This window comes from Flavobacterium sp. FlaQc-52 (genome assembly GCF_044007495.1).
Classification (GTDB): Bacteria; Bacteroidota; Bacteroidia; order Flavobacteriales; family Flavobacteriaceae; genus Flavobacterium; species Flavobacterium cupriresistens.
The window spans coordinates 224,012-246,603 of record NZ_JBIPCV010000007.1; the positions used below are offsets into that span (position 1 = coordinate 224,012).

The window sequence follows — 22,592 nt, forward strand, 5'->3', positions numbered from 1 at the left end:
TAAAAACTAATTTTTTAGTTAAAAAGAAAATAATTCAATTATCAATTAATAAAACTACTTTATTTTATCAAAAAACAACTATTTCAATTCAAATGTTATAAATGAAACAATAATTAGATTATTTGTTATTTTTATTACTAAAACATTGTTATTAATTAACATATAATTAAGATATTTGAGATAACTAATCTTAATAAAATACCACATGAGAATTGATTTAAGTTTTAAAAGGTTAGCGACACTGTTATTTGCATTATTCATTCAAGTAACACTCGCTCAAGAAGTTAAGATAACTGGACACATTTTTGACAAAGCAGGATTACCGATTCCCGGAGCAAACGTAGTTTTAAAAGGAACCAAAGTGGTTACCCAAACTGGTTTTGATGGAGAATTTACAATCAATGCAAAAGAAGGACAAACTCTTATCATTTCTTATGTAGGAATGAAAACGTTGGAAATTGAAGCATCAAAATCAATGAAAATAACCCTTCAGGATGCCTCAAATGAACTTGAAGCAGTTGTAGTTGTAGGATACGGAACCCAATCTAAGAAGAATTTAACAGATAATATTGCCAGAGTTACCGCAAAAGATATCCAGCAGGTGCCTGTCGCCAACGTACAAAATGCATTGGTAGGTAAATTAGCCGGTGTACAGATCACGCAAACAAACGGTAAAATCGATGGAGGAATTAACATCAGAGTTCGTGGAGCGGCCAGTATCAGTGCCGGAACACAACCTTTGTATGTATTAGACGGTATTCCGTTAATCACCGATGATGAGTCCAGCAATGGTGCACCAACGAACCCGTTGCTTACTTTGAGCACCAATGAAATCGAGTCTATAGATGTTTTAAAAGATGCTTCGTCTGCGGCTATCTATGGAGCTCGTGGCGCCAATGGAGTTGTAATTATTACCACCAAAAAGGGGAAAGAAGGAAAGGGAACTTTCAGTATCAACCTTTCACAAGGGGTTAGTGAGCCTACACATAAAAAGAAATGGCTGAATTCTAAACAATATGTAGAATTACTACAGGAGGCAGGACGAAATGTAGACGATTTAGAATCTGTAGAAGAAGAATTAGAAAATTTATCCCTGGGTACAGACTGGAGAAACGGTGCAGTAAACACCGATTGGCAGGATATTGCATTGCGATCCGGTTTTACTACCGATGCCGATTTTTCACTTTCAGGCGGCGATCAAAAAACAAAATATTTCATTTCAGGTGCTTACAACAATACAGAAGGTATTATTGACAGTAATGATTTACAACGATTAACAGCGAGAGCAAATCTATCACATAAAGTTTTTGACAATTTTACGATTGGTATGAACTTAAGCTTTTCCAGATCGTTAATCAACAGAGTTCAGGACGATAATTCCTTTTCAAGTCCATTACAATCAGTGGCACAGGCTCCTATCTCACCTGCCCGATTAGCAGATGGTAGCGCCAATCCAAGTACAGAATATTCAAATTATCTTTTAGCCAAAGACAATACGTTCTGGAAAACCATCATGAGAAGACTAACCGGAAAAGTTTTTGCTGAATATAAATTTTTACCGTCTTTAAAATTCAATTCTGATTTCTCTTATGATCTGTTATCCCAAACTGAGGATTACTGGCAAGGAAAAGATGCCCCGTTTATGGCTACCGATGGAGCCGTTTTTGCTTCATCAGTAAACACAGAAAATTATATTTCGAGTAACTACTTTACTTTTGATAAAACTATCGCAGAAAAACACAGTTTTAATGCTGTTATTGGTATGGAATTTAATAAATACCACAGAAGATATCAGGATGTAAACAGTATTTATTTTCCAAACGATGATTTTAATACCATCGATGGAGGTGCCGAAGTAAACGAAGGCCATGGTAGCGAAACAGATTATGTTTTTGTTTCTCAATTCGGAAGATTAAACTACGCCTTTGATAACAAATACCTTTTTAAAGCAAGTATTCGTCGTGACGGCTCTTCGCGATTTGGTAAAAACAACCGATTTGGTTACTTCCCTGCTCTTTCTGCCGGTTGGATCATTTCTAATGAAAGTTTCCTGAAAAACAATTCCGTTTTAACCTATTTAAAAATAAAAGGAAGCTGGGGAAAATTAGGAAATGCTGAAATAGGTAATTTTGCTTCACGTCAATTGTACCGACCAAATCCGTATAACTTAAAATCAGGTCTAACTTTTGATCAGGCCGGTAATGATAATCTGACTTGGGAAAAATCTACCCAAATTGATTTTGGCTTTGAAGCAGGTTTCTTTGACCGAATTACTCTTGAAGTCGACTACTATCAAAAAGATACTGATGGTTTATTGTTTGAAGCCCCTCTTCCGAAAAGCTCCGGTGCAGCAACAATTAATAAAAACATTGGACAAATCAGAAGTAATGGTTTTGAATTCACATTGAACACCAAAAACATCGAAAACGAAAATTTTAGATGGAATACCAGTTTTAATCTGACCACCAACCAGTCAAAAGTAAGATCCTTACCGAATAACAGTGCCGACGTAATAGCAGCCGGTGGTTATACGATTAACAGAGTTGGAGAATATATTTCTTCTTTTTACCTGGTGGAATATGCAGGTGTTAATTCAGAAAATGGAGATGCTCTTTTTTTCAAAAACACTGTAAATCCTGATGGGACTCTCAACAAAGAGATGACAAGCGACTATTCTCAAGCAAGGAGAGTGATTGTTGGGAATCCGTTTCCTACTTTAATGTCAGGGATGACTAATACCATTATCTACAAAGGTTTTGATTTTACCTTTACTTTTCAAGGAGAATGGGGCGCCAGCATCTATAACTCTGCAGGACTTTATCAATCTACTGCTGCTGATTATTTCGATAATCAAACTGCAGATCAGTTAAATCGCTGGCAAAAACCGGGAGATGTCACCATTGTACCTCAAGCCCGATTTAATGGTCAAAATGGAACACAGGAATCAACTCGTTATTTAGACAAATCCGATTTTGTGCGTTTAAGAAACCTTACTTTAGGATATACCTTACCTAAACAAGCCATAAAAGACACCGGAATGAGTAGTCTGAGATTGTACTTTACGGCAGTAAATTTACTTACTTTCACAAATTACAGTGGATTTGATCCCGAAGCAAGAAGAGACGATCAGGGAATTGGAGAAGATTTTTATTCAGCACCTCCTGCAAGAACAATGGCTTTAGGAGTAAATATTAATTTTTAAAACTTACAAAATGAAATCAAATAAATTAATCATACTGATAGTTTTCGCGTTGTTTTTTGCAAGTTGTGAAAATGAACTGGATATCGATCCTAAGCAAAGAGAAGATGCAAACGTTACTTTAAGCACTGAAGCCGGAGTAACAAATGTACTGAGAGGAACTTATTCAATAGCCGCAAACGGAAATGCCTATGGCGGAAGAATTTTACTTTACGCTGATTTACTTGGTGTAACCGGTGTAACCGCTACAACTGACTTTAGATGGAGAGGAACCTTTGGCGAATTAAGACAAATGTACATCAAATCAATGTTAGCCAGTAATGTTATTATAGATGGAACCTATTCCAGATGTTATCAGATCATAAATGCCTCAAATACGGTTATCGACAACATAGATAAAGTAAAAGATCCGGACAAACGAGCTATTATGATTGGCGAAGCTAACTTTTTAAAATCTTTAGCCTATTTTGATCTGGTTCGTTTCTTTGCAAAACCTTATGAAAGTGGCAAAGCCAATACACAATTGGGAGTAGTAATTCGTCCAAACGCTATTTATGATTTTAGTGTTGATCTTTCTAAAGAAAGAAGTACTGTAGATGAAGTCTATAAAGTAATTATCGACGGTTTAAATCTCGCTTATGCCAATCTTCCGGAAGAGAATAGTTTTTATGCTGACAAGTATTCCGCAAAAGCACTATTGGCCAGAGTCTATTTACAGCAAGGCAATTATGCGGCGGCGAGAGATGCGGCACATGATGTCATCGAAAACAGTGGTCATGGCTTATCCAATAAATATGCCGATGCCTTTAACCATGATACTGATCAGACCGAAGATGTATTTGCCATTCAAATCACCAAACAAACCGGTGTAAACGATGCAGTTACCTTTTATGCCTCAGAAGACAATGGAGGTCGTGGTGGTGATTTTTCTATTAGAGATGCTTATTTAGCTAAATTCACAGACCCCAATGATGATCGTGCAAAATTTAATTATGTAAATCCGGCAAACGATCGATTGTTAACTTTAAAATATACGGATCAATTTGCTGATGTTGGCATTATTCGTCTGGCTGAAATGTATCTAATAAGAGCCGAAGCCAATTTTCAAGCGGGAACTGCCATCGGAAATACTCCTCTTGACGATATCAACATTCTCAGAACAAGAGCCAACGCCGAAAATTTAACTGCCGTTACTTTAGATGATATTTTACTCGAACGTCAACTGGAACTCGCAATGGAAGGTTTTTTAATTCACGATATCAAAAGAACAAAAGGTTCCATTGATATAAGCGATGAAGCTGATGGCACCTCTTTAATTCCTTTTGATGCCGATGAATTAGTTTTCCCTATTCCAATAGCAGAAATGGATGCTAATAAACTAATTACACAGAATCCGGGTTACGGCCAGTAACTCAATTACATTTTAACTAAAAAAACCATTCGTTGCGACGAATGGTTTTTTTTTATGAATAAAACGAATTCTCGTTAAAAATAGCAAACTGTTTCTTTGCAAAAATTTTCATAAAATACTTCAGCAAGACTCCCTTATTTTTTCCCCTTTTGGCTTCTTTTTAATTGCGTTTTGATCTGCATAAAACGCAATTAAGTCCATTAATAAAACGATGTAATTTCAACAAAAACCAATCATTTCTGTACAAATGTTAGTCTATTGCAACTAAAACAATAATAAATCCATTCAATACACTTATAAAGGCATTATGATTAATTAACATAAAATCAAGACGTTTACAAAACTAATCTTAGATAAAATAAACATGAAAAATGATCTAAATTTTAAAAGGTTTGCAACACTGCTATTGATTTTATTCATCCAAATAACAATCGCCCAGGAAGTAAAAATAACCGGGCAGATTTTTGACAAGGCAGGATTACCGATTCCCGGAGCTAACATAGTTTTAAAAGGAACCCAAGTGGTTGCCCAAACTAGTTTTGATGGAGAATTTACAATCAGTGCAAAAGAAGGACAAACGCTTACTGTTTCATATGTAGGAATGAAAACATTGGAAATTCCGGCATCAAAATCAATGAAAATAACCCTTCAGGGGATCTCAAATGAACTTGATGCTGTTGTAGTTGTAGGGTACGGAACCCAATCTAAGAAAAATTCAACCGATAATATCGCCAGAGTTACTGCAAAAGATATCCAGCAAGTACCCGTTGCCAACGTACAAAATGCATTGGTAGGTAAATTAGCTGGTGTACAAATCACGCAAACAAATGGTAAAGTAGATGGAGGAATTAACATCAGAGTTCGTGGAGCGGCCAGTATCAGTGCCGGAACACAACCTTTGTACGTTCTAGACGGTATCCCGTTAATTACCGATGATGAGTCCAGCAATGGTGCGCCAACCAACCCACTGCTTACTTTAAGTACCAATGAGATTGAGTCTATTGATGTCTTAAAAGATGCTTCGTCTGCAGCAATATATGGTGCTCGTGGTGCTAATGGAGTTGTAATTATTACCACCAAAAAAGGGAAAGAAGGAAAAGGAACTTTCAGTATCAACCTTTCACAAGGGGTTAGCGAACCCACACATAAAAAGAAATGGTTAAATGCTAAACAATATGTAGAATTATTACTGGAGGCAGGACGAAATGCAAACGATCTGCAATCTGTGGAGGAAGAATTAGAAAATTTATCTCAAGGTTCAGACTGGAGAAACGGACAAACATACACCGATTGGCAGGATATTGCTTTTCAGACCGGTCACACGACTGATGCAGATTTTTCACTTTCGGGAGGCGATCAGAAAACAAAGTATTTCATTTCAGGAGCTTACAACAATACGGTAGGTATCATTGACAGTAATGATTTAAAACGAATAACAGCTAGAACAAATTTATCGCATAAAGTTTTTGACAATTTTACGGTGGGTATGAACTTAAGCTTTTCAAGATCCTTAATCAACAGGGTTCAAAATGATGATTCCTTTTCAACTCCGTTACAATCAGTAGCGCAAGCTCCAATCTCACCTGCCCGATTAACAGACGGTAGTGCCAATCCTAATACCGAATATTCAAATTATCTTTTAGCCAAAGACAATACGTTCTGGAAAACCATCATGAGAAGAGTGACAGGAAAAGTTTACGGAGAATATAAATTTTTACCCTCTCTAAAATTCAATTCTGATTTCTCTTATGATCTTTTATCTCAAACAGAAGATAATTGGGAAGGGAAAAATGCTCCTTTTATGGCTACTGACGGCGCCGTTTTTGCCTCTTCCGTAAACACCGAAAATTATATTTCGAGCAACTACTTTACTTTTGATAAAACTGTTGCAGAAAAACACAGTTTTAATGCTGTTGTCGGTATGGAGTATAATAAGTACCACAGAAGATATCAGGATGTAAACAGTATTTATTTCCCAAATGATAATTTTAATACCATAGATGGTGGTGCCGAAGTAAATGAAGGCCATGGTAGTGAAACGGATTATGTTTTTGTTTCTCAGTTTGGAAGATTAAACTACGCGTTTAATAACAAATACCTCTTTAAAGCAAGTATTCGTCGTGACGGCTCTTCGCGATTTGGTAAAAACAACCGATTTGGCTATTTCCCTGCCCTTTCTGCTGGTTGGATTGTTTCTCAGGAAAGCTTTCTTAAAGACAATTCTGTTTTAACCTACTTAAAACTAAAAGGAAGCTGGGGGAAATTAGGAAATGCTGAAATAGGCAATTTTGCTTCACGCCAGTTATACCAAACAAATCCATATAACGCAAAATCAGGTTTAACTTTCGATCAGACGGGGAATGATAATCTGACCTGGGAGAAATCTACACAAATTGATTTTGGCTTTGAAACTCGTTTTTGGGACAGGATTACGCTTGAGGCCGACTACTATCAAAAAGATACTAATGGTTTATTGTTTGAAGTTCCTCTTCCAATAAGTTCGGGAGCAGCTTCTATCAATAAAAATATTGGAGCAATCAGAAGCAGTGGTTTTGAATTTACTTTAAATACCAAAAATATTGAAAAGGAAAACTTTACATGGAACACCAGTTTTAACCTGACCACCAACCAATCAAAAGTGAAATCATTGCCGAATAACAACAGTGACATTGTGTTAGGTAATACAATTAACAGATCCGGTGCCAATATCTCTTCTTTTTATTTAGTTGAATATGCCGGTGTTAATTCAGAAAACGGAGATGCTCTTTTTTTCAAAAACACTGTAAATCCTGATGGTACTCTCAATAAAGAGATGACAAGTAACTATGCTGAAGCAAGAAGAGTGATCGTTGGAAATCCGTTCCCTACTTTAATGTCAGGTATGACTAATACGATTACCTACAAAAGTTTTGATTTTACCTTTACTTTTCAGGGAGAATGGGGTGCCAGTATTTACAACGATGCGGGTTCTTACCAATCTACCGCTGCTGATGTTTATGACAATCAAACGGCAGATCAGTTAAATCGCTGGCAAAAACCCGGAGATGTTACGGATGTACCACAAGCAAGATTTGGAGGGAAAAATGGTACACAGAAATCAACTCGTTATTTAGACAAATCAGATTTTGTGCGTTTAAGAAACCTTACATTAGGATATACACTGCCTAAACAAGCCATAAAGGATACCGGACTGAGCAGTCTTAGACTCTATTTTACAGGTGTAAATTTACTTACGTTCACCAATTATAAAGGATTTGATCCCGAAGCAAGAAGAGACGATAACGTAATCGGAGAAGATTTCTATTCAGCACCTCCTGCAAGAACAATGGCTTTAGGAGTAAATATTAATTTTTAAAACTTACAAAATGAAATCAAATAAACTAATCCTACTGATCGTTTTCGCGTTGTTTTATGCAAGTTGCGAAAATGAACTCGATATCGAACCTAAACAAAAAGGAGATGCAAACGTTACCTTAGGCACCGAAGCCGGAGTAACAAATGTACTGATAGGAACCTACGCATTGGCCGCAAACAAAGAGTCCTATGGTGGAAGAATTTTACTTTATGCGGATTTGCTTGGCGTAACCGGTGTAACGGCTACAACTGACTTGAGATGGAAGGGAACTTATGGCGAATTAGGTCAAATGTACAACAAATCAATGTTAGCCAATAATGTTATCATTGAAGGAACCTATGCCAAATGTTATCAAATTATTAATGCCACCAATACGGTTATCGACAACATCGATAAAGTAAAAGATCCTGAAAGAAAAGCCATTATGATTGGTGAAGCTAACTTTTTAAGATCTTTAGCTTATTTTGATCTGGTTCGTTTCTTTGCAAAACCTTATGAAAGTGGCAAAGCCAATACACAATTAGGAGTGGTCATACGACCAAAAGCAATTTATGATTTTAGTGTTGATCTTTCTAAAGAAAGAAGTACGGTAGATGAAGTTTATAAAGTTATTATTGACGGTTTAAATGTCGCTTATACCAATCTTCCCGCAGAAAATGATTTTTATGCCGACAAATACGCTGCAAAAGCACTATTGGCCAGAGTATATTTGCAACAAAGCAATTATACAGCAGCCAGAGATGCCGCAAATGATGTCATTGCCAACAGTGGCCATGGGTTATCTGTTAAATATGCCGATGCCTTTAATCACGATACAGATAAAACCGAAGATGTATTTGCTATTCAAATCACCAAACAAACCGGTAAAAATGACGCTGTTACATTTTATGCCTCTGAAGACAGAGGAGGTCGCAACGGTGATTTTTATATTAGAGATCCCTACTTAGCTAAATTCACCGATCCTAATGATGACAGAGGAAAATTTAATTATGAAAATCCCACGAACGGAAAAATACTAACTTCAAAATACACCGATCAATTTGCCGATGTTGGCATTATTCGTCTGGCCGAAATGTATTTAATAAGAGCCGAGGCCAATTTACAGGCCGGAACCGCCATCGGAAATACACCTCTCGACGATATCAACATTCTCAGAACAAGAGCCAATGCCAAAAATTTAACTGCAGTAACATTAAATGATATTTTACTGGAACGTCAACTTGAACTCGCAATGGAAGGTTTTTTAATTCACGATATCAAAAGAACAAAAGGTTCTATTGATGTTAGTGATAAAGGTGATGGCTCGTCTTTGCTTCCGTTTGATGCTGATAAATTAGTATTCCCCATTCCGATAACAGAAATGGATGCTAATAAACTAATTACTCAAAATCCGGGTTATAGTCAGTAACTAAATTACATCTTAACTAAAAAACCATTCGTTGCGGCGAATGGTTTTTTTTATGAATTATCTTGTCTTGAAATAGCAAGACGTTTGTTAGCGTAATTTTATGAAAACACTTCAGAAAGCCTATCCATTTTAATATGCCCTTATTTTTTTACCCTCAAATGTTTTTTGTATTCCAATTGTATTACTTTCTTTTTTAAACTATCTGCTATTTTAATATTCCGAGAAATACCAATTCCTTCACGATTTAATATTTCTAAATAACGAACACATCCAAGGTTTTCATTTTTTACTCCGGTTTTCAAAAAATATATTAAATAATTTTTCTGATCTAAATTTAACTTTTTAAAATTTTTCAGATAAGGTAATAAACTAATATCCGTTCCATCATAAGTGAATTTTGCATCTGTATAAAATTCTAATAAATTCATAAATGCAGTAGATGCATATTCATATTTATGATATTTTTCGACCATTATTAATGTATAAGGAATAATTTCTTCTTTTTTCAAATCATTATATACATAGTATAATTCTAATTCAGCATAAGAAGCTTTATCTCCCTTATATTTTACAGCGTATTTCGCATCTTTAATTCTATCTTCATCAAAATATTTTGATCTTTTAAATTCTTTTTTAATTATATCGCTGTTATTATCTACCTTTTTTTTTTCAATTACCTTGTCTCTTTCACAAGACGAAAATGCAAAAACAAAAATCAATACTATTAAAATATTTACTGTTTTCATATATGTTACCCTTTAATATCAACACTATCTTACATCGTAATTCATTCTTTCAATACTAAATCACTACCCAAAAGCATTTACTATTGGCGTTTAAAAAACTATCAAAAACTTGATCCTTTATTTTGAAGATATCAAAGTCAAACAAAATTTCAACAATCATGGTGAGCCAATTTGTTTTGTTTTCAGCTATTTAGAAATATACTTACGTCAATCACAAAAGTATTAAAACAATTGTATGCAAAAAAACCATTCGTCGCAACGAATGGTTTCTATATGAACTAATAATAAAATGAAATTTTAACTTCTAAACTCATTCAAAGATTTCTCGATAATCTCAAGACATTCCTCAATTTGAGCCTCAGTCATAACCAATGGTGGAGCCAATCTGATTTTATTACCGTGAGTTGGTTTTGCCAATAATCCGTTATCTCTGAATTTCAGGCAGATTTCCCAAGCCAAATCTGAATCTTCACCGCAGTTGATTACGATGGCATTCAATAATCCTTTTCCACGAACCAGGGTGATTAAATCGTTACGTTCTGCAATTTCATTTAATCCTTTTCTTAAAAGAATCCCTAAACGTTCTGCATTTTCAGCCAGTTTTTCGTCTTTAACAACTTCAAGTGCCGCAATGGCAACAGCCGCAGCAACAGGATTTCCACCAAAAGTAGATCCGTGTTGTCCCGGTTTGATTACATTCATGATTTCGTTATTCGCCAAAACCGCAGAAACCGGATAAACTCCACCTGAAATTGCTTTCCCTAAAATTAAAATATCAGGTTGCACATTTTCGTGGTGAACAGCCAATAATTTCCCTGTACGGGCAATTCCCGTCTGAACTTCATCAGCAATAAACAAAACATTATGTTTCTCACAAAGTTCTTTTGCTTTTGCTAAATAACCTTCAGAAGGAACATAAACTCCTGCTTCTCCTTGAATTGGCTCTACAAGAAAACCAGCAATATTTTTTGATGATTCCAGCGCTTTTTCAAGAGCTGCTAAATTATCGTATTCAATTTTTATAAATCCGTCTGTAAAAGGACCGAAGTTTTTACGCGCTCCTTCATCATTCGAAAAAGAAATAATGGTAGTCGTTCTTCCGTGAAAATTGTTCTCACAAACAATAATCTGAGCCAGATTTTCATGAATTCCTTTTACCTCATACGCCCATTTTCTACAAAGTTTAAGAGCAGTTTCTACTGCTTCCGCACCCGTATTCATTGGTAAAACTTTATCAAAACCAAAATAATTGGTTACATATTCTTCGTAATTTCCTAATTGGTCGTTGTAAAAGGCACGGGACGTCAAAGTAAGCGTTTGCGCCTGATTCACCATGGCTCCAACAATTTTTGGATGACAGTGTCCTTGATTTACGGCAGAATAAGCAGATAAAAAGTCATAATACTTTTTACCGTCCACATCCCAAACGTATACGCCTTCTCCTTTTTCCAAAACTACCGGAAGCGGGTGGTAATTATGAGCTCCGTATTTGTTCTCTTTTTCAATCAAAACCTCAGATTTTGATGAAAGTGATTCTAGTTTATGTCCCATGATATTTTCTTTTATTAATGCAAAAATATAAAATTTATTGATTTATTGTGAATGAATAGTTATTTTTAACTTAAAAATAAGCTTAATAAAACCAATATAACTTATTTTAACATGTAATTAAGTCATTTTAAAATTTAATATTTACTCAGGTACATTAGACTTATTTTTATCTTTACATAAACTAAACGTAAAAAAGTTACATGGATATTTTAGATGAATTTGATGTGAAAATTATAAAGGAATTAGAAAAAGACGGAAGAATTGCCTATTCTACCATCGCTACTAATCTTAAAATTTCAAATACCATGGTGCACCAACGCATTAATCGTTTATTTGAACAAGGGATCATTACGGGCATCAAGCCAATCCTAAACGAAAAACTTATTGGTTACGATTGGGCTTCTTTTACCGGAATAACATTGAATAAAGATTCGGATTCGGAAAGAATTATCGAAGCTTTAAAAGAAATACCCGAAATTACAGAATGTTATTTTGTAACCGGTTCCTATACACTATACCTCAAAATTACAGCAAAAAACCACGAACATATGCGCAAAATATTATACGAGAAAGTCGATAATATTCCGGGAATTGCAAAAACAGATTCGATGGTAGAATTAGGTTGTGCTTTTAAACGAAATATAAGCTTATAATAAACTTAAAATAAAAAAGTATGCGATTACAAAAACTTTCTTTAGTTGTTCTATTCTTCTGTAAATCAATTTTGTTTTCGCAAACCAGTGTTCCAAATCCTGTAAAAAGTGATTTTTCAGGAACATTGTCTTTTTTAGCTTCTGACTGGATGGAAGGCCGTGAACCAACCAGTAAAGGCGGATTTAAAGCCGCAGACTATATTGCATCCATGATGGAATTGTACCAACTACTTCCCTACAACAATACGTCTCCATCCAAAAACAATACTTTTTTTCAGGACTTTAATATCAAAAGACATACGGTCCAATCTGTTTCTTTAGCTATAGACAGTGGAAATAACAACACAATTTTACTTTCTCCAAAATCAGAATACAAAGTAACGCCTGTCGACAAATCTTCAAAAAAAGAAGCCGGAATTGTATTTGTCGGTTATGGATTAAGCGTTCCAAAAGAAAACTATGATGACTATACAAAAATATCAGCAAAAGATAAAGTTGTTTTAGTTCTAGAAGGCTATCCGGGTTACAAAGACACTACTTCAGTTGGCTTTAAAAAATTTAAAAAATGGTTTCCCGAAGAGAATAATTTAGAAGAAACCAAAATCCAAAACGCCATACAGCAAGGGGCTATAGCAGTCATTTTTTTGGATGTGACCGGGAATTTTAAACCCAAATCAACAAACAATTACACTTTCGATTCCTTAGAAAATCCCACGTCCCTTTCTATTCCCATTTTTAGACTATCTGCACCAGCGACCGAAAAAATTCTGGCCGGGACCTCCATTCAATTAGCCGAAACAGAAAAAAAAGCGGCGCAGCAATTAAAAACTTCTTCTTCCTTATTAAAAAATAAAAAATGTAATTTTTCAATTGACTTGAAATCAGAAACTTTTCCGGTTCGCAATGTAATCGGGATGATTCCGGGAAAAGATACTTCTAAATCCATTATAATTGGAGCGCATTACGATCATTTAGGCATCAAAAATGATTCTATTTACAATGGTGCTGACGATAATGCTTCAGGTGTATCAGGAATGCTGGCTTTGGCAAAAAACTGGTCAGCATCTAAAATAAAACCTCCATACAACATTGTTTTTGCCTCTTGGACTGCCGAAGAAACGGGACTTTTGGGAAGTGAATACTTTGTTCAGCATTTAGATTTAAACCAACAGAAAATCCTTCTTTGTATTAATATGGATATGATTTCAAGAAGTGCTCCCGAAGATACCAAACAACGCATTTTAAGTATTGGCACTCAAAAAGAAGACGAAAACTTAAGAAAAATCGCTGCTGCAGGCAATCAAAACCTCCAAAATCCGTTTGAACTTGATCTTTGGGAAACTAATGGACATACCGGGAGCGATTACGCTTCTTTTACAACAAAAGGAATTCCCATAATGACTTTTTTCAGCGGCTTTCATGCGGATTACCACAGTCCAAGAGATCAGGCTGCAAAAGTCGATTTAAACAAAGAAAAAGACATTCTTTCTATAGTCAATAGTAGCGTGTTAAAATTCATAGAAACACATTCAACAACCAAATAACCACCAAAAAATAACTGCCATGAAAAAACCACTTTATTTGCCTTATTCGTTTGTACTTTTTATTTTCATCACAATCCTGGGCTTTTCCAGCACTGTTACGCATGCCCAAAATCCAAAAGGGAAATTATTTATAATTGGTGGCGGAGACCGATCCGATGAACTGATGAAACAAGTACTGGAAGTCGCAGATTTAAAAGCAACAGACTATATTGTCGTTTTACCCATGTCAAGCGAAGAGCCGGACGGTTCGTTTCAGTTTTTTAAAGATCAAATGGTAAAGCTGACGAAAAATCCAATTGTGATGTTGAATTTCAATACCGAAACCGCACAAAATAAAAAACTGGCAGATTCGGTACAAAAAGCAAAATTAATCTTTATAAGTGGTGGTGATCAGGTCCGTTTTATGAAAGTTGTGCATAATACTCCCATAAAAACGGCCATACAAAAGGCTTACCAAAATGGAAGTACCATTTCTGGAACAAGCGCCGGAGCAGCTGTAATGTCTGAAAAAATGATAACCGGAAACCAAAAACTGGAAAAAGAATATTCCGGTACTTTTGACAATATCCGACACGACAATTTAGAAACGGCTGAAGGCTTAGGATTATTGAAAACCGCCATTATTGACCAGCACTTTTTAAAAAGAAACCGCTACAACAGATTGCTTTCGGCAATGGTTGAATTTCCAAATTTAACCGGAATTGGAATCGATGAAGCTACCGCCATTATCGTAAGAAACAATCAAATTGAAGTGGCCGGAGACAGCGAAGTTATTGTAATTAAAAACCCAAAAGGAATTGTAAAATCCAAAAAGAACAACCTTATTTCGATTGAGAATTTACAAATGGGAATTTATACCGCAGGACAAAAATTTAACATCAAATAATCATGTTACAGTATTTAAAAAAGATTAAACTTATCGTTTTGGTTTCTTGCACAACCTTAACCGCTTTTGCACAAAAAATCAATACAAAAGAAGCCAATCGATTGGAAAAATTGGCGCAGCAGGTAACCATTATCCGAGACAATTGGGGCATTCCGCATATTTACGGAAAAACGGATGCTGATGCTGTTTTTGGTTTACTTTATGCGCAATGTGAAGACGATTTTAAACGAATCGAAATGAATTATATTGAAAAATTAGGTCGTCTTGCAGAAATTAAAGGCGAATCGGTTTTATACAATGATTTAGAAATTCGTCTTTTAATTGATGCTGAAGATGCCAAATCTGATTACAAAAAAGCACCCATGTGGCTTAAAAAACTTTTGAACAGCTATGCGGACGCCATCAATTTTTATTTATACAAACATCCTGAAATTAAACCGGCTCTTTTAACGCATTTTGAACCTTGGTACCCGCTTTTATGGACGGACGGAAGTATTGGTGCCATTAGCACTGCGGATCTTTCGACCGCAGAACTTAAAGCCTTTTATTCCGGAAACAATGACAAGGTAGCTTACGTAGAAAGAGAAAAAAATGTACAAACCGGTTCAAATGGTTTTGCTTTTGCTCCGTCCAAAACAGCTGATGGAAATTCGATTTTGTATATTAATCCACACACTACCTTTTATTTCAGACCCGAAGTTCAAGTCACGAGTGAAGAAGGATTGAATGCATATGGTGCTGTAACCTGGGGGCAATTTTTTATCTATCAGGGTTTCAACGAAAATTGCGGCTGGATGCACACCTCATCCAATGTAGATGTTGCTGATATGTACGCGGAAAAAATCACCAACAAAAAAGGAAAACTTTTTTATGAATTTGACAAAAAGTTAGTTCCTGTTATTGAGAAAGAAATTACAATAAATTACACTGAAAAAGGGAAATTAATTGCTAAAAAAATCAAAACCTATTTTACCAATAACGGCCCGATCATGGCCAAACGCGATGGAAAATGGATTAGTTTGAAATCGATGAATCGTTCTATGAACAGCTTAATTCAAAGCTGGGTAAGAACTAAATCAAAGAATTTTGAGGAGTACAAAAAAGCCATGTATTTAAAAGCCAACACCTCAAACAACACCGTTTATGCTGATAACAAAGGAAATATTGCCTATTGGCACGGTAATTATATCCCGATTAGAGATAAAACACTTAATTGGTCTAAAGTGATAGACGGATCTGTTTCTGCTACACAATGGAAAGGTTTGCATGACGTTAACGAAACCGTTCATTTGTACAATCCTGTAAACGGTTGGATTCAGAATTGCAATTCAACACCTTATACTTCGGCAGCAGAAAATAGTCCAAAAAAAGAAAACTATTTGCCTTATATGGCTCCCGACGGGGAAAATTTCAGAGGTGTAAATGCGGTTCGAATTTTTAGCAAAGGAAACAACTATACGCTTGATAAAGTAATCGCTGATGGTTACAACACTAAGTTATCCATTTTTGAAGTACTGATTCCAAGTTTGATCACGGTCTTCGAAAAAAACATAAAAACTACTGATCCTGAATATTCCGATTTAATTGAGCCGATCACTTTATTAAAAAATTGGGACTATTATGCCAAAGAAAATTCGGTTGCTACTACCCTAGCCGTTGAATGGGCTTATAAATTAGACCCAATTATCCAAAAAGCTTATATTGATGAAGGCGAACCGGATCAGGTCGAAAACACCAAACGTTTTGCCCAAAATGCAACGACTTCACAACTAATTCCGCAATTACAATCGGTTTTAAAAGAATTAAAAACCAAATGGGGAACCTGGCAGGTTGCCTGGGGCGAAATCAACCGTTTTCAACGTACAAGCGGAGATCTGGTGCTACAATACGATGACTCCAAACCGAGTTTACCAATCGCATTTGGTCCTTCTTCCTGGGGAAGTTTGCCCGCTTTTAGAAGCAATTATCAAAACAATTCAAAAAAACGTTACGGTTACAATGGTAATAGTTTTGTTTGTGCCGTTGAATTTGGTCCAAAAATAAAAGCAAAATCATTATTAGCCGGAGGAAATAGCGGTGATGAAACTTCTAAACATTTTACCGATCAGGCAGAAATGTACCAAAAAGGAAAGTTTAAAGACGTTTTATTCTACAAAGAAGATATTACAAAAAATGCCGAACGCACTTATCATCCGGGAGAGTAATTTTTAACTTTTAGCATCTCAAAATCAAACCTTGAAGGAAATATCTTTCGAGGTTTTTTTGTATCGTAATATTTCTGATATTTGTTAAAAATTGTAAATTTATGAAAAACCACACTATGCTTCTTTTTGCTACCATTCTATTTTCTAGCACTATAAGCGCTCAATTGAAACCTGTAAAATACGCCGACGGAAATCAGACCTTAAACGGATTATTTATAAAATCAGTCAAAAAAAGCCCCAACAATCCGGGGATTTTACTTTTGCCGGCATGGCTCGGAATCGATAATGCTTCAAAAGGAATTGCAGAAAATTTATCGAAACTAGGGTATCATGTTTTTATTGCTGATATCTATGGCGAAGGAAACTATCCTAAAAATACTGCTGAAGCATCAAAAATAGCCGGTCATTACAAAACCAACTTTGCGGAATATCAAAACAGGATCAACCTTGCTTTACAACAATTAATAAAATCCGGTGCCGATACTGATAATATTGTCGCAATTGGATATTGTTTTGGCGGTAGCGGGGTCCTTGAAGCGGTGCGTGGAAAACTGAATCTAAAAGGTATTGTTTCTTTTCACGGCGGACTGGGTAAGGAAGGTACCAGACCAGTAGCACCAATTTCATCAAAAATTTTGATTTGCCACGGTGCCGATGATCCTTATGTATCACAAGAGGAAATAACAGCTCTTCAACAAGAATTTCGCGATTCAAAAGCCGATTGGCAAATGATTTATTACGCCAATGCGGTTCACTCTTTTACAAATCCTGAAGCAGGAAACGACAATTCAAAAGGTGCTGCTTACAATCCGGTTGCTGCAAAAAGAGCTTTTGAACATTTACAACTTTTCTTAAAAGAAGTCTTAAAAAAATAATACAAGCCAATCAAAACCAACTTAGTCAATACAACCAATGTCAAAAAGTACCATTAGAAAAGATAAAACCTGTCTGAATTGCAGACACGTCGTGGAGCAAAAATTTTGTCCAAATTGCGGCCAGGAAAACAGCGATACCAGAAAAACATTTCACCATTTATTTATTCATTTTTTTGAAGATTTAACCCATTACGAAAATGCTTTTTGGAAGACTATACGAAACTTACTTTTCAAACCTTCCACGTTAACCAAAGAGTATCTTTCAGGCAAAAGACTATCTTATTTGGCTCCTGTCCGATTGTATATCTTTATCAGTTTTATAACCTTTCTTTTAATTGCCCTATTTCCAAACAAAGTCAGCGAAGATTTCAATAAAAACGCAAAAGTATTATCAGCAGAAATAGCTAAAACGGATAAAAACAGTAAGGATGAGGAATTGAAAATCTCGAGCAACTATCTAGATATGAGACCTATGAAAGAAATCGATTCTATTCAGCAATACGGAAAAGAAAAAGAAAAACTTTCAGAATTTGAATATTGGGCTTACTCAAAAGTTTATAATATCACAAAGCATTATAGCAAAAAAGAGATTTTTGAAAAGTTTATTGAATCCTTTATTCATAATATTCCCAAAATCCTTTTTATCATAATGCCATTTTTTGCTTTTCTATTATGGCTTTTTCACAACAAAAAAAAATGGTACTATTTTGATCATGGGATCTTTACCTTACATTATTTTTCTTTTCTCCTTCTAATGTTTCTGATTTTATTTAGCATCACAAAAATAATTGGTCTGTTCGGAGAGAATAGTCCACTAAGTTTCATCTCCAATATTACCAACTTCGTCGGGGTTATCTGGATGTGTTATTACTTCTATCCGGCACATCATCGCTTTTATGGAGAATCAAGAATAGTTTCATTTGTTAAAAGTGTAATGCTGTTTATTGTAAATTCCTTTTTTATTCTATTTTTACTTACCTTTTATGTTTTTTACATATTTATCAATTTACACTAAACCAAAAATGAAAAAGATTGTTCTCTTATTATTAATTGCTACTGCATTTTCCTGTAAAAATGCGCAGTCTGTTGCGTCGAAAGACAATTCAGATCCAACGAAATACATCAAGCTTATCACTGAAAAAGACTTAAAAACAATGTTATATACGGTTGCTTCAGATGAAATGGAAGGCCGTGAAACGGGTTCAAAAGGACAGAAAAAGGCCGGTCTTTATATGATTGAGCAATACAAAAAAAATGGCATTTCGTTTCCTAAAGGAGCAACAGACTTCTATCAACCTGTTCCGGCAGCTTTCTTAAATGCAAGACGCAACGAAAACCTACCTGATTCTGAGAATATCTGGGCTTACATCGAAGGTTCAGAAAAACCGGATGAAGTATTGGTAATTTCGGCACATTACGACCATGTTGGTATCAAAAACGGAGAAGTTTATAACGGTGCTGATGATGACGGATCCGGAACTGTTGCCGTTATAGAGATCGCAAAAGCATTCGCAAAAGCGAAAAAAGACGGACACGGACCAAAACGTTCTATTTTATTCTTACACGTTACGGGAGAAGAGCACGGTTTACACGGTTCTCGTTACTATTCTGAGAATCCATTGTTTCCAATTGCCAATACCATTACCGACATCAACATCGACATGATTGGCCGTCGCGATGTAGAGCATGCCAAATCAAACAATTATGTTTACGTAATTGGAGCAGATCGTTTGTCTACAGATTTGCACAATGCGGTTGTAAGTCAAAACGAAAAATACACCAAAGTAGACTTAGATTTTAAATTTAACGACCCAAAAGATCCAAATCATTTTTACGAGCGTTCTGACCACTATAACTTTGCAAAATATGGTGTTCCTGCTGTATTCTTCTTTAACGGAGTACACGAAGATTACCACGGTAAAGGTGATGAACCTGAAAAAATCGAATACGATGCCTTAACCAAAAGAACACAATTGGCATTTGTTGTTGCCTGGGATCTAGCCAATAGAGCGAACAGACCTGTGGTTGATAAACCGATTAAGTAAGGTTCTGAGGTTTTAATACCGAGGGACAAAGGTTTAAAGTAGCTGAGGCTCTAAGATTTTTCAAATAATAAAACTAAAAAAGAGGAGCTAAAAACTTCTCTTTTTTTATGTGAATTTCCGGCTATTCTGTCATTTACGGCGAAGGACATTTTTTTTTACTAAGCTCGTTTTTACGGAGTTCCTTGCGGAGATTTCTCCTTCGTCGAAAGGACAAACTGGGTGTGTAAATTTTAAATAATACCATTTCACAAAGAGTTGCTAACCTCTTACGCCTACGAGCAAAAAAAGTCACAGATTAGAGAATTAAAATGATTTCTTTTTTGCTACAAATTGCACTAATTTTCGCGAATTGCTCCTATGCTGTTGGGGTTAAAACATCCTAATCCTTTAATCTTCGGCAATATTTCTCCGCTAGTAATTTTAAAACTTAATTCGTGGTAAAATGATAAAAAAACAAGAAATACAAACGACTTACTCATGACTAACTAAAAAAAAGAGTTAGATAGGATTAAAAAATCTGTATGAATCTTTTTAATCTGTGGCAAAAAAACATTCGCGCGAATTCGTGAAATTTGTGGCAAAAAGATTAAAACAAAAAAAGAGGAGCTAAAAACTCCTCTTTTTTATATATTTTATTCAATAAATATCAAGTTAAAAAACTCAGAACCTTAGCAGCTCAGAACCTTCCTCCTTAGTCATTCATAGAAATCAAAAACTCTTCGTTATTTCTCGTTTTTTTGAAACGGTCATTTACAAAATCCATAGACTCAACCGGGTTCATATCCGATAGATATTTACGCATGATCCACATTCTTTGCAGTGTTTTTTCGTCTAATAATAAATCATCACGACGTGTACTTGAAGACGTTAAATCGATAGCAGGGAAAATACGTTTGTTCGCAATTTTACGATCCAATTGTAACTCCATATTACCGGTTCCTTTAAATTCTTCAAAGATTACCTCATCCATTTTAGAACCTGTTTCTGTCAATGCAGTAGCGATGATACTTAATGAACCTCCGTTTTCTACATTTCTGGCCGCACCAAAGAAACGTTTTGGTTTTTGCAATGCATTCGCATCAACACCACCACTTAAAACTTTTCCTGAAGCAGGCTGAACCGTATTGTACGCTCTTGCCAAACGCGTAATAGAGTCTAATAAAATAACCACATCATGGCCACATTCTACCAAACGTTTTGCTTTTTCAAGTACGATATTGGCAATTTTTACGTGTTCTTGTGGCTCTCTGTCAAAAGTCGAAGCGATTACTTCTCCACGAACGCTGCGTTGCATGTCAGTAACCTCCTCAGGACGTTCGTCAATAAGAAGAACGATCAAATAAACTTCAGGGTGGTTGGCTGCAATTGCATTGGCAATGTCTTTTAGTAACATTGTTTTACCGGTTTTCGGCTGAGCTACGATCATACCACGTTGCCCTTTTCCAATTGGAGAAAACAAATCAATAATACGGGTTGAAACGGAACTGCCTTTTTCGGCTAATTTGAATTTTTCTGAAGGAAAAACCGGAGTTAAGTGTTCGAAAGAAACTCTATCGCGAACTACTTGCGGATCGTGACCATTAATTTTTAGTACACGAACTAAAGGGAAAAATTTCTCGCCTTCTTTTGGTGGGCGAACCACCCCTTTTACGGTATCACCGGTTTTTAAACCGAATAATCTGATTTGTGAAGTTGATAAATAAATATCATCCGGAGACGCTAAATAATTATAATCTGATGAACGTAAGAAACCATATCCGTCTGGCATCATCTCAAGAACACCTTCACTTTCTATAATTCCGTCAAATTCAAAATCTGAATCTCTGAAATTATTCTTTTTATTTTTATGATTTGGATTTTGATTCGTACTGTTACCATTTCCGTTCCCGTTTTGATTTGGATTCTGATTCGGGTTTTGATTTTGATTCGGATTCTGGTTTTTAGTCTGATTCGGATTTATTTTTTTTGTCGGAGCAGCCGTTTCTGCTTTTTCAGTTGTCGGAGCGGGAGTTTCCGTTCTTTCTGCTATTGGAGCCGAAGCATCACTATTTTCATTAACTTCCTCGTTGACAAATTCTTTTGCTGCTTCTTTTTCTTTTTGCTGAGCGACCTTTTTCTCGTAAGCTGACTTATTAAATTTTACAATTTTAGGTCCTTTTTTCTCTACAACTTTATTCTCTGCAGCCTCTTCTTCTTTTGGAGTCTCAGTTGGAACCTCCAGAGTTGCTGCTATCACAGGGGCTTCCTCTACTTTATCAAATTCCAGAACCGGTGCATTTTTGCTCGCTGATGCGTTTTTACTAATCGGCGCTTTTTTGACCGGAACAATTCTTGCTCTTTTAGGTTTGTCATCCACTATTTCCGCATCGGCCACAGTGTTAACTGGCGGCGCTACAGTCGCTTCTTGGTGCGCTAAAATCTGACTGATTAAAGTCTCTTTTTTAACGCCATTAAACTTTATAGTTTTAGCTAACTTAGCTATTTCTTGAAGCTCAGCAAGCTTCATTTCTTTTAATGCAGAAATATCAAACATGAATGTTCTATGAATTTAATTATTTTAACGGAAATACTGTAAAAAGAATAGGTAGATAATTGTTTTGAATTGACCGCAGTATGAAGTGCTTACGGTATTATAATGCAATAATACGAATAAAATTTTATCATACAATAGTATTTATAAAAAAGAAAATATATTTTTGTAAAACAATTTTAGAC

At 35.6% G+C, this 22,592-nt stretch carries 14 protein-coding genes; 11 read left to right on the forward strand and 3 right to left on the reverse strand.

Annotated features, from left to right (window positions below; genetic code table 11):
- Positions 1-205: 205 nt before the first annotated feature.
- The 4 genes from ACHRV5_RS13965 (at position 206) to ACHRV5_RS13980 (ending at position 9,373) form a co-directional block, all read left to right on the forward strand.
- Positions 206-3,202 carry a SusC/RagA family TonB-linked outer membrane protein gene (locus tag ACHRV5_RS13965; RefSeq protein ID WP_395427171.1) on the forward strand — a complete coding sequence of 999 codons (2,997 nt, stop codon included), beginning with the start codon at positions 206-208 and terminating at the stop codon, positions 3,200-3,202.
- Between the two features lie 10 nt (positions 3,203-3,212).
- Positions 3,213-4,610: a RagB/SusD family nutrient uptake outer membrane protein gene (locus tag ACHRV5_RS13970; protein WP_395427172.1), complete on the forward strand. Its 1,398-nt coding sequence runs from the start codon at positions 3,213-3,215 to the stop codon at positions 4,608-4,610.
- A 364-nt stretch (positions 4,611-4,974) separates the two neighbouring features.
- Entirely contained in the window at positions 4,975-7,965 is a 2,991-nt protein-coding gene (locus ACHRV5_RS13975) for a SusC/RagA family TonB-linked outer membrane protein (protein WP_395427173.1), read from the forward strand.
- A gap of 10 nt (positions 7,966-7,975) precedes the next feature.
- Complete coding sequence (locus ACHRV5_RS13980) at positions 7,976-9,373, forward strand: RagB/SusD family nutrient uptake outer membrane protein (RefSeq protein ID WP_395427174.1); 1,398 nt, start codon at positions 7,976-7,978, stop codon at positions 9,371-9,373.
- A gap of 140 nt (positions 9,374-9,513) precedes the next feature.
- Here ACHRV5_RS13980 and ACHRV5_RS13985 read toward each other — a convergent pair whose 3' ends face one another.
- Together ACHRV5_RS13985 and rocD are read right to left on the reverse strand one after the other, a co-directional pair.
- Entirely contained in the window at positions 9,514-10,119 is a 606-nt protein-coding gene (locus ACHRV5_RS13985) for a hypothetical protein (RefSeq protein WP_395427175.1), read from the reverse strand.
- 297 nt (positions 10,120-10,416) lie between these two features.
- The gene (gene rocD / locus ACHRV5_RS13990; protein WP_230002571.1) at positions 10,417-11,670 is read right to left on the reverse strand and encodes an ornithine--oxo-acid transaminase; all 1,254 of its coding nucleotides are present in this window, start codon (positions 11,668-11,670) and stop codon (positions 10,417-10,419) included.
- Between the two features lie 200 nt (positions 11,671-11,870).
- On the opposite strand from rocD, the gene ACHRV5_RS13995 reads away from it, so the two are divergent.
- The 7 genes from ACHRV5_RS13995 (at position 11,871) to ACHRV5_RS14025 (ending at position 19,877) form a co-directional block, all read left to right on the forward strand.
- A complete protein-coding gene (locus tag ACHRV5_RS13995; protein ID WP_047773536.1) occupies positions 11,871-12,323 on the forward strand; it encodes an Lrp/AsnC family transcriptional regulator in 453 nt (150 codons plus the stop codon).
- A 20-nt stretch (positions 12,324-12,343) separates the two neighbouring features.
- A complete protein-coding gene (locus ACHRV5_RS14000) occupies positions 12,344-13,867 on the forward strand; it encodes a M20/M25/M40 family metallo-hydrolase (RefSeq protein WP_395427176.1) in 1,524 nt (507 codons plus the stop codon).
- A gap of 19 nt (positions 13,868-13,886) precedes the next feature.
- Entirely contained in the window at positions 13,887-14,753 is an 867-nt protein-coding gene (locus ACHRV5_RS14005; RefSeq protein WP_395427177.1) for a cyanophycinase, read from the forward strand.
- A gap of 2 nt (positions 14,754-14,755) precedes the next feature.
- Positions 14,756-16,957: a penicillin acylase family protein gene (locus ACHRV5_RS14010; protein ID WP_395427178.1), complete on the forward strand. Its 2,202-nt coding sequence runs from the start codon at positions 14,756-14,758 to the stop codon at positions 16,955-16,957.
- A 101-nt stretch (positions 16,958-17,058) separates the two neighbouring features.
- On the forward strand, positions 17,059-17,832 hold the full coding sequence (locus ACHRV5_RS14015) for a dienelactone hydrolase family protein (protein ID WP_395427179.1): 774 nt from the start codon (positions 17,059-17,061) through the stop codon (positions 17,830-17,832).
- A 37-nt stretch (positions 17,833-17,869) separates the two neighbouring features.
- Entirely contained in the window at positions 17,870-18,847 is a 978-nt protein-coding gene (locus tag ACHRV5_RS14020; protein ID WP_230002576.1) for a DUF3667 domain-containing protein, read from the forward strand.
- 7 nt (positions 18,848-18,854) lie between these two features.
- Entirely contained in the window at positions 18,855-19,877 is a 1,023-nt protein-coding gene (locus tag ACHRV5_RS14025; protein ID WP_230002577.1) for a M28 family peptidase, read from the forward strand.
- Positions 19,878-20,568: 691 nt separating this feature from the next.
- Here ACHRV5_RS14025 and rho read toward each other — a convergent pair.
- Positions 20,569-22,410: a transcription termination factor Rho gene (gene rho / locus ACHRV5_RS14030; protein ID WP_395427180.1), complete on the reverse strand. Its 1,842-nt coding sequence runs from the start codon at positions 22,408-22,410 to the stop codon at positions 20,569-20,571.
- Positions 22,411-22,592 lie beyond the last annotated feature (182 nt).

Excerpts from the sequence above, each read along its gene's own strand:
- ACHRV5_RS14015 (WP_395427179.1), top strand. The coding sequence starts at position 17,059 with ATGAAAAACCACACTATGCTTCTTTTTGCTACCATTCTATTTTCTAGC.
- ACHRV5_RS13975 (WP_395427173.1), top strand. The coding sequence starts at position 4,975 with ATGAAAAATGATCTAAATTTTAAAAGGTTTGCAACACTGCTATTGATT.
- ACHRV5_RS13980 (WP_395427174.1), top strand. The coding sequence starts at position 7,976 with ATGAAATCAAATAAACTAATCCTACTGATCGTTTTCGCGTTGTTTTAT.
- ACHRV5_RS14010 (WP_395427178.1), top strand. The coding sequence starts at position 14,756 with ATGTTACAGTATTTAAAAAAGATTAAACTTATCGTTTTGGTTTCTTGC.
- rocD (WP_230002571.1), bottom strand. The coding sequence starts at position 11,670 with ATGGGACATAAACTAGAATCACTTTCATCAAAATCTGAGGTTTTGATT.
- ACHRV5_RS14020 (WP_230002576.1), top strand. The coding sequence starts at position 17,870 with ATGTCAAAAAGTACCATTAGAAAAGATAAAACCTGTCTGAATTGCAGA.
- ACHRV5_RS13995 (WP_047773536.1), top strand. The coding sequence starts at position 11,871 with ATGGATATTTTAGATGAATTTGATGTGAAAATTATAAAGGAATTAGAA.
- ACHRV5_RS13985 (WP_395427175.1), bottom strand. The coding sequence starts at position 10,119 with ATGAAAACAGTAAATATTTTAATAGTATTGATTTTTGTTTTTGCATTT.
- ACHRV5_RS14000 (WP_395427176.1), top strand. The coding sequence starts at position 12,344 with ATGCGATTACAAAAACTTTCTTTAGTTGTTCTATTCTTCTGTAAATCA.
- rho (WP_395427180.1), bottom strand. The coding sequence starts at position 22,410 with ATGTTTGATATTTCTGCATTAAAAGAAATGAAGCTTGCTGAGCTTCAA.
- ACHRV5_RS13970 (WP_395427172.1), top strand. The coding sequence starts at position 3,213 with ATGAAATCAAATAAATTAATCATACTGATAGTTTTCGCGTTGTTTTTT.
- ACHRV5_RS14005 (WP_395427177.1), top strand. The coding sequence starts at position 13,887 with ATGAAAAAACCACTTTATTTGCCTTATTCGTTTGTACTTTTTATTTTC.
- ACHRV5_RS13965 (WP_395427171.1), top strand. The coding sequence starts at position 206 with ATGAGAATTGATTTAAGTTTTAAAAGGTTAGCGACACTGTTATTTGCA.
- ACHRV5_RS14025 (WP_230002577.1), top strand. The coding sequence starts at position 18,855 with ATGAAAAAGATTGTTCTCTTATTATTAATTGCTACTGCATTTTCCTGT.